The organism is Micromonospora sp. NBRC 110038 (genome assembly GCF_020884815.1).
GTDB classification, from domain to species: Bacteria; Actinomycetota; Actinomycetes; order Mycobacteriales; family Micromonosporaceae; genus Micromonospora; species Micromonospora haikouensis.
The window spans coordinates 318,619-332,968 of the sequence record NZ_BBOL01000001.1 but is presented as its reverse complement, the minus strand read 5'-3'; the positions used below and the strand labels follow the sequence as shown (position 1 = coordinate 332,968).

The following is a 14,350-nucleotide window of genomic DNA, read 5'->3' as shown; positions in this document are numbered from 1 at the left end:
GCGTAGGCGGCGGTCGGCGGTGCCGGCCGGCGCAGGGGATCTTATCGGCGAACCCGGTCGAGCACCTCGTCGCGGAGGGAGATCATCCGTTCCTCGGTCGGTGCCTCGACGTTCAGCCGCAGCAGCGGCTCGGTGTTGCTGGCGCGCAGGTTGAACCAGGCGCCGTCGGGGAAGCTCAGGGTCAGCCCGTCCAGCTCGTCGACCGCAGCCTGCGGGTACGCGGCACGCACCTGCGCGATGCTCGCCGCCTGGTCGGCCACCGTGGAGTTGATCTCGCCGGAGGCGACGTAGCGCTCGTACTCGCGGGCCAGCTCGGACAGGGGCAGGGCCTGCCCGCCGAGCGCCGCGAGCGCGTGCATGGCGGCCAGCATGCCGGTGTCGGCGAACCAGAACTCACGGAAGTAGTAGTGGGCGGAGTGCTCGCCGCCGAAGACGGCGTTGGTGCGGGCCATCTCGGCCTTGATGAAGGAGTGGCCGACCCGGGTCACCACCGGCTCGCCGCCGTGCTCGCGGATGATCTCCGGCACCGCGCGCGAGGTGATCGGGTTGTGGATCACCGTGGAGCCGGGGTGCTTGGCCAGCTCGCGGACCGCCACCAGGGCGGTGATCGCCGACGGGGAGACCGGCTCGCCGCGCTCGTCGACCACGAAGCAGCGGTCGGCGTCGCCGTCGAACGCCAGCCCCAGGTCGGCGCCGTGCTCGCGGACGGCCCGCTGGAGGTCGACCAGGTTGGCCGGGTCCAGCGGGTTGGCCTCGTGGTTGGGGAAGGTGCCGTCCAGCTCGAAGTAGAGCGGCACGATCTCCAGCGGCAGCGCGGGCAGCACGGCGTCGCCGAGGACGCTGGGCACCGTCCAGCCGCCCATCCCGTTGCCCGCGTCGACCACGACCTTCAGCGGCCGGATGCCGGACAGGTCGACCAGCTTGCGCAGGTGGGCCGCGTACTCCGGGCGCAGGTCGCGCCGCTGCGTCGGCCGCGTCGGCGCGCCGGCCGGACGGGCGGCCCCGGAGTCGAGCAGGGCCTGCGCCCGGTCCCGGATCTCGGCCAGCCCGCTGTCCTGGCCGATCGGGCGGGCGCCGGCCCGGCACATCTTGATGCCGTTGTACTGCGCCGGGTTGTGGCTGGCCGTGAACATCGCCCCGGGCAGCCCGAGGGTGCCGGAGGCGTAGTAGAGCATGTCGGTGGAGGCGAGCCCCAGCTCGATCACCGAGCGGCCCTCGGCCCGGACGCCCGCGGCGAACGCCTCCGCCAGGCCCGGCCCGCTGGCCCGCATGTCGTGCGCGATCACGACCGCGTCGCCGGGCTCACCGGCGGCGGCGAGCACCTGCCCGAAGGCGGCCCCCAGGGCCTCGGCGACCCGTTCGTCCCATTGGTCCGGCACCGTCCCACGGACGTCGTACGCCTTCACGATCCGGGACAGATCAGACACGCGCTTCGCTCCTTCGCCGCAGGTCGCCAACGGCCTGAGCGTATCGGAGCACCGGGGGGCCGCCGGCCTCAGCCGGGCAGGCGCGGCATGATCGTCGTCGCGTCGCCCCCACCGGCGGGCGCGGGCGGCTCGCCAGGCCCCGACCCGCCACCGCCGGCGGGCTGCGCCGCGCCGCCGCCGTAGACCCCGCCGGTGGGCGGCGGAGCGGCCGACGGACCGGGGCGGGCGCCGTAGACCCCGCCGGACGGTGGCGCGGCCGGCCGGCCGTACACCCCGGGGGTCGGCGGCGTCCGGCCCGGCGTGGGCGGCGCGGGGGTCGCCGACCGGTAGGTGGTGCCGCCGGGGTTGCGCGGCAGCGGGACGCCGGGGACGGCGTCGGCGTCGGCGGCCGGCTCCCGGTCGGCCCGCGACCGGCGCACCAGCAGCACGATCAGGCCGACGCCCAGCACGACCAGGCCGACGCCGAAGAGCATGATCCAGGACAGCCCGCCGGAGCCCTCCTCGGCCGCGGCCACGGTGCCGGGCCCGCCGGCCTCGGCGGCGACGGCGGCCAGGGTCGGCTCCCCGGCCGTCGGCGCGTCCGTCGTGGGCTCCGCCGTCGGGCTCGGGCTCGGGCTCGGCGACCGCGACGGGCTGCGGCTCGGGGTGGGCGACGGGCTCGCGGCCCGCGGCCCGACCACCTTGGCCGCGACGGCGTCCCGGCCGATGGCCCGGCCCCGCCCGTCGAGCGCCTCGCCGACCACCGTGAGCCGGCCGCCCGGTGCCCCCGCCGCGAACGTCAGCCGGTAGCGCATGGTGACGCCCTTGCCCTTGCACAGGGTCGGGTTCGTCGGGGCGGACCGGCCCGTGGCGACCGCTCCCCCGCCGCCGGAGACCGGCACCGGGACCCAGCGGCCCCCGAGGCTCACCTGCGCGGTGACCTGGTTGGCGGCGAGGCCGGCGAGACTCAGGCCCAGCCCGGTGCGCAGCACCACGCAGCCCTCGGTGCGCTTGCGCACCTCGACGTTGACCGCGCCGGGCGAGCCGCCCGGCCGGAAGCTGTCGGTGGCGCGCACCCGCACCGAGTCGCCCTCGGCCAGGGCCGGCGACGCCCCGGCGGCCACCAGGCCGCCCAGCATCACGCAGACCGCCGCGAGCCGCGTCGCGTGCCGACGTAGCGCCATGATCACCGCCGTTTCTCCCTTCCGGGTCCGCGGGTCAGGTTACTACCGGTCGCCGATCGCGGCTCGGCGCGGAAAGGCGGGGCCCCTTGTTGACGCCTGCGGTAGAGAAGGGTTCCCTTCTCACACCCCGCTGCGGCTCGCGAGCGCGGCGCGGCAGAGCCGGTCGGCGGTGCGGGTGGTCTCCGGCAGCCGGTAGTGGGGGGTCAGCGCGAGCACCCGGGCGCACGCGTTCTCCAGCCCCATCCGGTGCCCGACGCTCACGAAGACCGGCTTCACGCCGTCCCTCGTGCGCAGCACCCGGCCCACCACTTCCCCGCCGTCGCACAGCGGGGACCAGGCGCCACGCGCCCCGGCCGGCGGCTCCCACCGGCCCACCAGCGGCGTCTTGCCGACCCCGATCGCCGGCAGGCCGGTGACCACGCCCAGGTGGCAGGCGAGCCCGAACCGGCGCGGATGGGCCAGCCCGTGCCCGTCGCAGACCAGCAGCTCGGGGCGGACGGTCAGCAGCTCCAACGCCGCCAGCAGGGCGGGCAGCTCCCGGAAGGCGAACAGCCCGGGGACGTACGGGAAGGCGGGCCGGCCCACGCTCACCGCCTGGTCCACCACGGCCAGCGTCCGGGCGTCCAGCACGGTGACGGCCGCCGCGAGCCGGTCGCCGCTCTCGGCGTACGCGACGTCGAGGCCGGCCACCGTCGCGGGCGCGGCGGGTCCCGGCCCGGTGAGGTCCACCAGCGGGCGCAGCCGGTCCTGCACGGCGAGCGCCTCGGCCTCGGTCCGGGGCGGCGGGGCGGCGACCGGGGTGTCCACCCGGTGATCGTAGGCGGCGCCCCACGCCCCCGGCGCGGCGTGCCGCCGCGGCGACACACCCGTCCGGTCCAGCCCGTCCTTTCGCACACCTGTCGGGTAATTTCTTCTGGTCCGACAACCGGTCACCGACAGGAGAAGCTCCGCGCATGGGCAAGAAGACGATCCACGTCTCCGACTTCAGCGGCACCGTTCTGCAGCCGGACGACGAGGTGGTCCGCGTCGTGGTGCTGGAGCACCCCGACCTGGTCGCCGGGCCCGTGCAGCTGGACGCCACCGCGACGGAGGTGGAGAGCATCGACGACGCGGCCCTGGACGTCGCGGTGGTCGAGATCCACGACCGGCACGGCGGCGGCGAGCCCCGCCGGGTGGTGCTGACGGCCAGCGAGTTCGACGCGATGGCCACCGACGTGCCGATGGCCCAGTTGCTGAAGACCGCCGAGCGGGTGCGCCCGCCGAAGGCCCGCAAGGGCGCCGAGAAGGTCGACTACGGCACCATCGAGCACGCCGGCAAGCCGCACCGGGGGCGGGTCACCGAGGAGGAGGCCCGGCTGGTCCGGGAGCAGCTCGACGAGGTGAACAAGCGGCTCGCCGACGCCGGCATCCGGCAGGTCGACCCGGCCGACCCGGAGCACGCGGCCCGCTACGGCTTCCCCGCCGAAGACTGATCCCCGCCGCACGTCGGGCACGCACCCCCGTGGCGCGTGCCCGACGCGGTTCAGGCCCGCTTGCGGGTCAGCTCGGCCAGCGCGCCCTCCACGGCGGACTCCATGGCGTCCTTCTCCAGGCCGAGCCCGCCGAGCACGCCGTCGCCGCCCTCCTCCTCCAGCAGTGCGAGCAGGATGTGCTCCGTGCCGACGTAGTTGTGCCCCATACGCAGCGCCTCCCGGAACGTCAGCTCCAGGACCTTCTTGGCCCGCGCGTCGAAGGGGACCAGCTCCGGGACCACGTCGGCCTGCACCGGCAGGGTCGCGGTGACGGCCTCCCGGACCCGCTCCAGGGGTACGCCCCGGGCCGCGATCAACGCGGCCGCCAGTCCCTCCGGCTCGGCGAGCAGGCCGAGCACGACGTGTCCCGGGGTGATCTCGGCGTTGCCGGCGGCGCGCGCCTCCTCCTGCGAGGCCAGCACCACGTTGCGGGCGCGCGGGGTGAACCGGCCGAAACCGGCGCTCGGGTCGAGCGTGGCGGCGGTCTCCGCCTTGGCGGCGGAACGCTTCTGGGCGGCCTGCTTGCTGACCCCCATGCTGCGGCCGATCTCCGTCCAGGACGCGCCGGAGCGGCGGGCCTGGTCGACGAAGTGGCCGATGAGGTGATCGGCGATGTCGCCGAGGTGGTCGGCGACCACGACCGCGTCGGCGAGCTGGTCGAGCACGTCGGGGCGGGCCTTCTTGATCCCCGCGATGAGGTCGTCGAGCCGGACCGAACTGGGAAGCTGGGCGTATTCCGTCATGCGTCAACCATAGGTTGACGCACCTCGGATCGTCAACCCGAGGTTGACGATCACGCCTCCACGAGCGCGGTCTGGATCAACTGCTGCCCCTCCCGGCGGCGGACCAGCACCCCCCGGCCCGGCGGCAGCGGACGCGGGCGCAGGCTCCCGAGGATCGCCCCCTCCCCCCGGTCGCCCGACATCAGCAGCCCGGCCGAGCCCAGCTCCCGCAGGGTCTGCAGCACCGGCTCGTAGATCGCGCGCCCCGCCCCGCCGCTCCGCCGGGCCAGCACCACGTGCAGGCCGACGTCCCCCGCCACCGGCAGCAGCTCCCGCAGGGCGTTCAGCGGGTTGGTCCCGCCCGCCGCCATGAGGTCGTAGTCGTCCACCAGGACGAACAGCTCCGGGCCCCGCCACCAGCTCCGTTCGCGTAGCTGCTGCGGGGTGACGTCCGGGCCCGGGAGCCGTTCGTGCAGGACGGCACGGATCTCCGCGACCGTCTGGGCGAAGGACTGCTCGGAGGGGGCGTAGTCGAGCAGGTGCTCCCCCTCGACGGCGCCGAGCAGGCCCCGCCGGTAGTCGGCGAGCACCAGCCGGGCCTCGGCCGGGGAGTGACGCGCGGCGACCTGCCGGGCGACGAGCCGGAGCAGGTTCGTCTTGCCGCACTCGGCGTCGCCGAAGACGACCAGGTGCGGGTCGGTCGCCGGGTCGAGCACCACCGGGCCCAGCGTCGCCTCGTCCAGCCCGATCGGCAGGCCCCGCTCCCCGGCGGGGCACGCGCGGTCCAGCTCGGCGACCGTCAGCCGCAGCGGCAGCAGCCGCACCGGCGGCGCCGCCTCCCCCGGCCACGCCGCGGCCACCCCCGCCACCAGCTCGGCCGTCGCCTCCGCCAGGTCGGCGACGCCGTCGCGGCCGTCGACGCGCGGCAGGGCGGCCAGGAAGTGCGCCCGATCGCCCGCGAGGCCGCGCCCGGGGGACCGCTCCGGGACGTTCGCCGCCGCCCGCCGGCCCATCTCCGACTCGTACGGGTCGGCGAGGCGCAGCTCCAACCGGGTTTCGAGGCGGTCCCGCAGACCGGGCCGGAAGTCGCCCCAGCGGCCGGAGGTGACGAGCAGGTGCACCCCGTAGGTCAGCCCGCGGACGGCGACGTCGGCGACGGCCTCCTCCAGCTCCTCGTGCTCCCGCCGCAGCGTCGGCCAGCCGTCGACCACGAGGAACACGTCGCCGAACGGGTCGTCGGGATGCGCGCCCTCGGCGCGCAGGCGGCGGTAGGCCGCCATGGACTCGATCCCCAGCTCCGCGAACCGGTCCTCGCGCCGGTCGAGGATCCCCAGCACCTCGGCGACGGTCCGGCCCACCGCCTCGACGTCACGCCGCCCGGCCACCCCGGACACGTGCGGCAACCCGGCGAGGACGCCCAGCCGCCCGCCGCCGAAGTCGAGGCAGAAGAACTGCACCTCCCGGGGGCTGTGGGTCAGGGCCAGCGCGGCCACCACCGTCAGCACCAGCGTGCTCTTGCCGGTCAGCGGCGCGCCCACCACGGCGACGTGCCCGCCCGCGCCGGCCAGCTCCACCGTCAGCGGGTCGCGACGCTGCTCGTAAGGTCGGTCGACGACCCCGACGGGCACGGCGAGGAACCCCGGCAGGTGGGCCGGCGGCCCGGGGGCGCTCAGGTCGACCGGCGGCAGCAGCCCACCCAGGGTGGGCGAGGCGTCCAGCGGCGGCAACCAGACCTGCCGGGCACGGGGTCCAGCGCCGCGCAGCCGGCCCACCACGACGTCCGCGAGGCTGTGCCCGGCCAGATCGGGCGGCGGCGGCTCCGCGTAGCCGGTGCGCAGGCCCACCGGCCCCGAAACGTACGCCGCCCGGAACCGGACCGGATCACCCGACCCGGTGCGCAGGTAGCCGCTCCCGGGGAGCGACGGCAACCCGTACGCGTCGGGCACCCCGATCACCAGCCGGCTCTCCTGCGCCGTGAACGTCCGCAGGGCGATCCGGTACGACAGGTAGTTGTCCAGCCCGCGCAGCCGGCTCTCCTCGACCCGCTGGCCGGCCAGCAGCAGGTGCACGCCCAGCGCGCGGCCGACCCGGCCGATCCGGGCGAACAGCTCGCCCAGGTCCGGCTGGACGGTGAGCAGGTCGGCGAACTCGTCGCAGACGACCAGCAGCACCGGCAGCTCCACCAGCTCCGCACCGGCCGCCCTGGCCTGCTCGTACGCCCACCAGTTCGGCAGCGTGCCGGCGGACCGCAGCAGCTCCTGCCGGCGGGCCAGCTCGCCGCCGAGCGCGTCCCGCAGCCGGTCGACCAGGGCCGGGTCCTCGGCGAGGTTGGCGACGTGCCCGGCGACGTGCGGCAGCCCGTCCAGCCCGGCGAAGGCCGCGCCGCCCTTGAAGTCCATCAGCAGCACGTTGAACCGGGCGACGGAGTGCCGGGCCGCGAGCCCGAGCACGAGCGCCCGCAGGAGCTCGCCCTTGCCCGACGCGGGCGCGCCGACCAGCACTCCGTGCGGGCCCATCCCCTCCCGGGCGGACTCCTTCAGATCCAGCAGCACCGGCCGGCCGTCCTCCGCCACGCCGATCGGCAGCCGCAGGAAGTCCGGGCCGAGCGGCTCGTCGGCGCCCGCGAAGTCGACCAGCGCCGCGTAGTCCGCCACGCCGATCAGGGCCAGCGCCTCGTCGGTGTGCCCGGAGAACGGCACCCGCCCCCGCCGGCCGGCGACGGCCTCCTCGGGCTCCCGCGCGTCCGACCACGCCTGCGCGATCAGCGACACCATGAGCCCCGCCTCGTCCACCGCGCCGGGGGCCTCGGTCTCCGGATCGGCGTCGCTGACCGTCAGGTCCGGCAGGGCGATGCGGAAGGTGCGCCGGCCGTGGATCGCCCAGCCCGGCAGGTTCGCCGGCAGCCGCCCCGCCAGGTCGGGGCTGACCCGCGACTCCTGCGGCTGGGACAGCCGGGTCTCGATCCTGGCCTGCGGCAGCTCCAGCAGCTCCTCCGGGATCGCCCGCCAGCTGCGCTCGACGACGGCCACGTGCACGCCGTACCCCAGGCCCTTGTTGGCCAGGTCGACCACCCGGGCGGTGAAGTCCGGCAGCAGGGCGGCGAAGTCCTGCCAGCGGTCGACCACCAGGAACACGTCCGGGTACGGCCCGCCGTCCAGGGTGGCGCGCCGGGCGCGCAGGCCCGTCGGCGACTCCAGCTCGTAGCGGCGGAACAGCTTCTTGCGGGCGAGGACGTCCCGCTCCAGCCGGTCCAGCAGCGCGCCGACCTCGGCGACCTCGTCGTCGCCGACGACCTCGCGCACGTGCGGCAGGCGGCGCATCGGGCCCAACCAGTTCCCGCCGGACTCCAGGCAGTGGAAGGCCACCTCCTGGTCGGAGTGGGTCAGCGCCAGCCCGCCGACGATGGTGCGTAGCAGCGTGGTCTTGCCCGTCCCGGCCCGCCCCACCACCAGCAGGTGCCCCTCGGACGAGGCGAGGTCGAGCCAGAGCGGCTCGCCGGCCGGCTGGTCGAGCCGGTGGGCCTGGCCGACCGGCACCTTGAGCAGCCCGCGCCGCCGCCAGTCGACCGCGCAGAGCCGCACGTCGTCGGTCGGCTCCAGCGGCCCGAGCAGGTCGCCGAGGCGCAGGTCCCGGTGGTCGCGGCGCTGCCGCTGGCGGTGGTGGCCCTCCCGCGACAGCGCGATGTGGATCTCGTCGCTGACCTGCCCGAACTGCGACGGCGACTGCGACGTCGTGCGCCTCGGCAGCTCCATCCGCACATACCGCCACAGGTCGTCCGGGGTGATCCGGCCCTGGCCCGTGAGGTCGGCGGCACCGGTGCTGAGGCCCTGGATGACCGTCTCGGTGAACGCCGAGCGCAGCCGGGGCGCGGCCCCCGACGCGGGGCGGCCGTCGTCGGCGCGCTCCACGGAGTTGGTGGCGGTGATCACGTACCGGCCGTACCCGGTCTTCAGCTCGCCGTCGATGGCCAGGTCGTCGGTGGTCTTGAGGCCCTGCCCCTCGAACGCCCCGCTGTAGCAGCAGTCGAGCAGGAGCACGAAGCTCGCCGCGTCCGACTCGTCGAGCAGCTCGCGGACGAACGACGCCGACACCGCGGTGGAGGAGAGCCGGTCGACCTCCGTGTTCGACACCGCCAGGTGCAGCCGGCCCCGCTTGCTGCTGCGCACCCCGTGACCGGAGAAGTAGAGCAGGACCAGGTCCTCCGGGCCGGCCGCGCGCAGCATCGACTCCATGGCCCGCTCGATCGAGCTCTTCGACTCGTTCTCCAGCAGCATGGTCTGGTCGAACGCGCCGATGTCCGCGTCGGCGAGCAGGCTCAGCAGGTCCCGCGCCTCCTCCCGGGGCGCGTACAGGTCGCTCAGCGCCTCGTCGACGTACCGGTCGTTGGCGATCAGCAGGGCGCGGCGCTGTCCCACGGTCAGCCCCCGGCGGCGGCACCGCCGCTCGTCCCCGCCGGCGGCAGCGCGCCCGGCCCGGCAGGCGGGGGCGGGTCGGCCAGCAGCGCGACGAGCTGGGCGACGAGCGCGTCGTCGACCTTCGTCGCCCCGGTGATCACCAACTCCCGGTCACCCCGGCGCAGCCGGACCGACCGGGCCTTGATCCGGTCGGCGTAGGCCACCGCGATCAGCGCGATCGTGCGCATGGTGGCGGCCGAGAAGAGGCCGCCGACGGCCAGCATCCCCAACTCCCAGGCCTGCTGCGACTTGCCGTGGGTGGTCGCGGGCGACTGGGCGTACGCGACGCGTAGCCCCCGCACGGACCGCAGGTCGTCGGCGAGCCCGCCGGTGAGCTGGTCGACCCGTTCGGCGGAGACCGCCGCGGCAGGCTCCACGAGCAGCTGAAGCTCCGACATGCGCACCTCCGTCAGACGGGCGGGATGTCCACATTCAACACCACCGACGCCAGTCCGGTGGGCCCGTGCCACCCGGGGCGGACCCCGGCCCGGCGCGCCCGGATAGGGTCTGGCCCATGCGGCTGCACGTGGGATGCGCGATGTGGGCGCACCGGTCGTGGCAGGGGCGCTTCCTGGCGCACCCGCTGCCCGCCCAGGAGCGCCTGCGGCACTACGCCGGCTGGTGCGACGCGGTCGAGGGGAACACGACGTTCTACGCGACCCCGAGCCGGGACGCCGTGGCGTCGTGGGCGCGGCAGACCGGGCCCGACTTCCGGTTCGTGGTCAAGCTGCCCAAGCTCGTCACCCACGAGCGCCGCCTCGCCGACGCCGACGCCGAGCTGGGCGCCTTCCTCGACGCGATCGAGCCGCTCGGGCCCCGGGCCCACGCGCTCTGGGTCCAGTTGCCGGGGTCGTTCGCCCCGGCCGACGTGCCCGCGCTGGCCCGGTTCCTGCGCCGGCTCCCCGCCTCCCACCGGCAGGCCGTGGAGGTGCGCCATCCCGCGTTCTTCGCCGACGCCCACGCGGCGCGGCTGCTCGAGGAGACGCTCGCCGTCACCGACGCCGAGTGGATCCCGTTCGACACCACCGCGTTCTTCGCGAGCCCGCCGACCAGCGACGCGGAGCGGGAGGCGTGGACGAGGAAGCCGCGCCTGCCGCTGCGGACCCGCGCGCTGACCGACCGGCCGATCGTGCGGTACCTCGGCCGCGACGACCCCGAGCGGACCGTCGACGGCTGGCGGCACTGGGTCGACGTGGTCGCCGGCTGGCTGCGCGAGGGCCGCTCGCCCACCGTGTTCGTCCACACCCCGGACAATGCCGACGCGCCCGCGCTCGCCCGCCGGTTCCACGACGAGGTGCGCGGGCGCGTGCCCGGCGTCGAGGCGCTGCCCGAGCCGGTGCCGGTCGGGCCCCTCACCCTCTTCTGAGTGCCCCGGAGGGCTGCCCGGTGCCGCCGGGCAGCCCCCCGGGACCGGTCAGCGCCCGGTGGGGGTGAGCCTGATCAGCTCCCAGCCGCCCTCCGGCACGTCGTCGGTCGGGTCGGTACGCAGGTTCATCGGGTTGGCCATCCCGAGGTACAGGGTCGAGCCGTCGGCGACCATGGTGCGGAAGCCGTAGTTGAGGTAGTTGCCCAGCCCCTTCGTGTCCACCGCGGTGGCGGGCCGCAGGCTCGACTCGAACACGTACAGGTCGCCGCCGTAGAGCTCCGGGTCGATCTCGATCGGGTCCAGGTCGTCGCTGAGCCCACGCGCCGCGTTGGCGAAGCCCATCTGCCGCGCGGCCTCGGGCAGCAGGTCCTTCGCGAGGTAGCTCCAGTCCATCGTGCCGACGAACAACCGGCCGCCGGCGACGGCCATGGTCCAGGTGTAGTTGGTGTAGACGTTGCCGAACCCGCTGTGGCCGTACTTCGGCTTGTAGCCGGTGGGGGTCCACTTCCAGGCGCCCGCGCCCTCGTTCGCCGCCGGGTCGTACGCCGGCAGCACCCGCTCCCCGTAGAGCAGCTCCACCTTCTCCCGGTCGGTGTCGAACCGCTTGCCCCGGAAGATGCTCACCGGGCGCTGGGTGTTCTCCAGCATCGCCCGCGCCGCGGTCTCGTCGGCCGGCGGGTACAGGTCGGCGACCACGCTCGTCGACTTCATCGGGACGTGCATGGTCCCCCAGTAGAGGTAGCCCTGGTAGGACATCAGCGCACCGAGGCCGTACGTGCCGGCGATGACCGGGTCCGGCTCGTAGGACGCCGCGCTCCAGACCTGCTTCCAGCCGGCGGTGTCCTCCTCCGTCAGGCCGGGCGCGCCGTCGGCCAGCGGCGGGCTCATCCAGACGCCGGCGACGGCGGGGTTGGCCTCGTCGGCCGGCGTGACGCCGGGACGGCCCCAGCCGGCGCGGGCCGTCGAACGCGCGGCGAGCGACCCGCCGGTCGCCGCCGACCAGGTGCTGACGAAGACCCGACCGTCGTGCTCGGTCAGGTCGGCGATCTGGGCCGGCAGCTTGCCGACCTCGACGAAGTTGAACGGGTTGGTCCGGTCGCCGGCCCAGCGCAGCATGTACCCGCCGTCCCGGCCGTTGGCACCGACCCCGACGCCCGCGTAGAGGACGTCGCCGGCCACCAGGAAGTGGCGGATGTTGCCGTACTTGGTGAAGTTGGCCGAGCCGAGGTAGTCGCCGGTGACCGTGTTGAAGGCGAACATGTTGACCGTCTGGCCGAGGGCCGGCCCGGCGAGCAGGACGACGCCCTGGTGCGTTCCGCCGGCCCGCAGGCCCAGCGTCCTCTTCAGCCTGGACGCGTCGTCGGGCGACGCGTTCATGATGACGCCGGTCTTCTCCGTCTGCACTTTGGAGGCCAGGTCATAGACGTACACCCGGGGCTGCCGGTGGTCGCCCACGTTTGTCGGCATGGTCGGGTTCTGTACGACGATCTGACTGCTCGCGAACTCGCAGACATAGTCGTCGTTCAGCCGCGGGTTCGGCAGGGAAAGAGTCGAACCCGTTACGATGCAGTTAACATTTGCTCCGGTGCCGAACCACAGGCGATTGTTGGCCTGGGCGAGCGACCACACGTACGCCTGGTTGACCTTGGCCTGCCCCTGCGCACACGGCGGGCCGGCCGGATAGGGCTGCCCGATCCCGGCGAAACATTCGTCGGGAAGTGCCTTTCCGAGCAACTCGTGCTCGAATGTCGTCGATGCCCGCGGCAGCAGCCCCGGCTCCCCGGGAACCGCCGCCGTGGACGGCGCGGCGGCGAGAACCGGCAGGACGCCGAGCGCGACGGCGGAGAACAGCCGCCATCTAGACATTCTGGGCCGATGCATCAATGCCCTCTCTCTCGACACAATCTCTTCGTCGTGATGCATTGACGATCACCGGACACGACGAAAGCGACACTCACCGTAATCGGAGGATCGCCAACTCGGGCGCGGCAAAACGTCTACGGCATCACTGCCGGGAGTCCGGCAGAAATCCGGCTGAATGACAAAAATGGATATCCGGCTCGGATTCCGAGCGCCCACAGCGTACCGCCGAGGACTGCTCCTGTCAGCCGGTCCCCGGTGGACGCGAATGGCGCCGGCGAATGCCCGGCCACTCCGGGAGAACAGAAGAAGGCCCTGGCCTGGTGATTCACACCCCAGGCCAGGGCCTTTCCGCCGGTACGCCGCCGGGGCCGGGGCCCGCGAGGCGGAGAAGAACGGGACTTCCGGTCAGTCCCGGATCCACTGCTGGTTGGCCCCACCGGCGCACTCCCGGGCCGCCGGCCCGGCCGCCGCGGACGGTTCGGCGGCGCGGGCCGACGGCACGGTATCGATCATGGTCAGGCCGGCACGACCACCTGCGCGGGGGCCGACCGGTTGGTGGTGGTGCCGTCGCCAAGCTGCCCGGAGATGTTGTTGCCCCAGCACCACAGGCCACCGTCGGTGCGGATCGCGCAGCCGTGGTAGGTCACGGCGAAGCCGTCGGTCCAGGTGGTGGCGGTGCCGATCCGGGTCGGGGTGTTCCGGTGGGTGGTGGTCCCGTCGCCCAACTGCCCGGAATTGTTGTTGCCCCAGCACCACAGGCTGCCGTCGGTGCGGACCGCGCACGACGAATCGACGCCGGCGTCGACCCGGGCCCACGTGGTGGCGGTGCCGACCTGGACCGGCGTGGTCTGGAAACCGGTGCCGCCACCGAGCTGACCGTACCCGTTCTCGCCCCAGCACCACAGGCTCCCGTCGGTGCGGACCGCGCAGGTGTGCGCGTAGCCGGTCGTCACGCCGGCCCAACTGGTCGCGGTCCCCACCTGCGTCGGCGTCGACCGGTAGCTCAGGATGCCGAGGCCGAGCTGGCCGTCCGTGCTGTCGCCCCAGCACCACAGGGTCCGGTCGGTGCGGACGGCGCAGGTGTGCGCGTATCCGGTCGCGACGCTCGCCCAGGTGGTCGCCGTGCCGACCTGCAGCGGGGTGGTCGTCCAGTAGGGAGACGAACCGGTGCCCAGTTGCGTGTTGCGGTTCAGGCCCCAGCACCACAGGGTGCCGTTGGTCCGGACGCCGCAGGTGTGGTTGGCGGCGACGCTGACGCTGGCCCAGTTGGTGGCGTCACCGACCTGCACCGGGGCGGTGCGCCTCGTGGAGGTCCCGTCACCGAGCTGCCCGTTGGAGTTGCCGCCCCAGCACCACAGCGTCCCGTCGGTGCGCACCCCGCACGTGCTGCTGGTGCCGGCGTCGATGCGCGCCCAGTTGGTGGCCGCACCGACCTGGACCGGGGTGGTGCGGTTGGTGGTGGTCCCGTCGCCGAGCTGGCCGCTGAGGTTGTCGCCCCAGCACCACAGCCTCCCGTCGGTGGGAATCGCGCAGGTGTGCGCGTTGCCCGCGGCGACCCTGGAGACCGACGCGGCGGCGAGCGAGGTGGTCAGCGAGCCGCGCTCGGTGGAGCCGCTGCCCGCGACGGCCGGGCCCGCCGTGGATCCGATCGCGAGCGCCGCGATCCCGATGGCTGTCGTCGCCGCGGCGACGGCTGTTCTCGCCGCCCGCCCCCAGCGCGCCCACCGGCTGCCGTCCTGATGTTCGATCATGTGCTGTTCTCCCCACAAAACGTCGTTTCCTGCACGGCGGAGGCGGCGTTGCCCCGGCAGGCCGCCAGCGGCCCGCCACGTCGATAAGTTGAC

10 protein-coding genes are annotated in these 14,350 nt (G+C 74.5%); 2 read left to right on the top strand and 8 right to left on the bottom strand.

The genetic code is table 11. From position 1 onward, the window contains the following. Positions 1 to 41: 41 nt before the first annotated feature. From LPU61_RS01450 to nfi, 3 genes are all read right to left on the bottom strand, one after another. The gene (locus tag LPU61_RS01450) at positions 42 to 1,427 is read right to left on the bottom strand and encodes a phosphomannomutase/phosphoglucomutase (protein ID WP_043962057.1); all 1,386 of its coding nucleotides are present in this window, start codon (positions 1,425 to 1,427) and stop codon (positions 42 to 44) included. A 68-nt stretch (positions 1,428 to 1,495) separates the two neighbouring features. Then, on the bottom strand, positions 1,496 to 2,590 hold the full coding sequence (locus LPU61_RS01445; protein ID WP_043964040.1) for a hypothetical protein: 1,095 nt from the start codon (positions 2,588 to 2,590) through the stop codon (positions 1,496 to 1,498). Positions 2,591 to 2,710: 120 nt separating this feature from the next. Next, entirely contained in the window at positions 2,711 to 3,397 is a 687-nt protein-coding gene (gene nfi / locus LPU61_RS01440; protein WP_229403842.1) for a deoxyribonuclease V, read from the bottom strand. 146 nt (positions 3,398 to 3,543) lie between these two features. Here nfi and LPU61_RS01435 point away from each other — a divergent pair, with 146 nt between their 5' ends. After that, positions 3,544 to 4,062: a hypothetical protein gene (locus LPU61_RS01435; protein ID WP_043962056.1), complete on the top strand. Its 519-nt coding sequence runs from the start codon at positions 3,544 to 3,546 to the stop codon at positions 4,060 to 4,062. A gap of 50 nt (positions 4,063 to 4,112) precedes the next feature. Here the strand turns inward: LPU61_RS01435 and LPU61_RS01430 are convergent, their stop codons facing one another. Genes LPU61_RS01430 through LPU61_RS01420 form a run of 3 tightly spaced genes read right to left on the bottom strand, consistent with a single transcriptional unit; the run spans position 4,113 to position 9,675 of the window. Then, complete coding sequence (locus LPU61_RS01430; protein ID WP_229403841.1) at positions 4,113 to 4,844, bottom strand: Clp protease N-terminal domain-containing protein; 732 nt, start codon at positions 4,842 to 4,844, stop codon at positions 4,113 to 4,115. A 50-nt stretch (positions 4,845 to 4,894) separates the two neighbouring features. Beyond that, positions 4,895 to 9,238 (bottom strand): type VII secretion protein EccCb, encoded by a 4,344-nt coding sequence (eccCb, locus tag LPU61_RS01425; protein WP_229403840.1) that lies wholly within the window; start codon positions 9,236 to 9,238, stop codon positions 4,895 to 4,897. 2 nt (positions 9,239 to 9,240) lie between these two features. Next, the gene (locus LPU61_RS01420; protein ID WP_043962053.1) at positions 9,241 to 9,675 is read right to left on the bottom strand and encodes a hypothetical protein; all 435 of its coding nucleotides are present in this window, start codon (positions 9,673 to 9,675) and stop codon (positions 9,241 to 9,243) included. Between the two features lie 140 nt (positions 9,676 to 9,815). On the opposite strand from LPU61_RS01420, the gene LPU61_RS01415 reads away from it, so the two are divergent. Next, positions 9,816 to 10,643 (top strand): DUF72 domain-containing protein, encoded by an 828-nt coding sequence (locus LPU61_RS01415; protein WP_198956461.1) that lies wholly within the window; start codon positions 9,816 to 9,818, stop codon positions 10,641 to 10,643. Between the two features lie 48 nt (positions 10,644 to 10,691). Here LPU61_RS01415 and LPU61_RS01410 read toward each other — a convergent pair whose 3' ends face one another. Both LPU61_RS01410 and LPU61_RS01405 read right to left on the bottom strand, forming a co-directional pair. Further along, positions 10,692 to 12,509, bottom strand: a complete 1,818-nt coding sequence (locus tag LPU61_RS01410) for a hypothetical protein (protein ID WP_229403839.1) — start codon at positions 12,507 to 12,509, stop codon at positions 10,692 to 10,694. A gap of 512 nt (positions 12,510 to 13,021) precedes the next feature. Further along, a complete protein-coding gene (locus tag LPU61_RS01405; RefSeq protein WP_043962050.1) occupies positions 13,022 to 14,257 on the bottom strand; it encodes a chromosome condensation regulator in 1,236 nt (411 codons plus the stop codon). Positions 14,258 to 14,350: the final 93 nt, after the last annotated feature.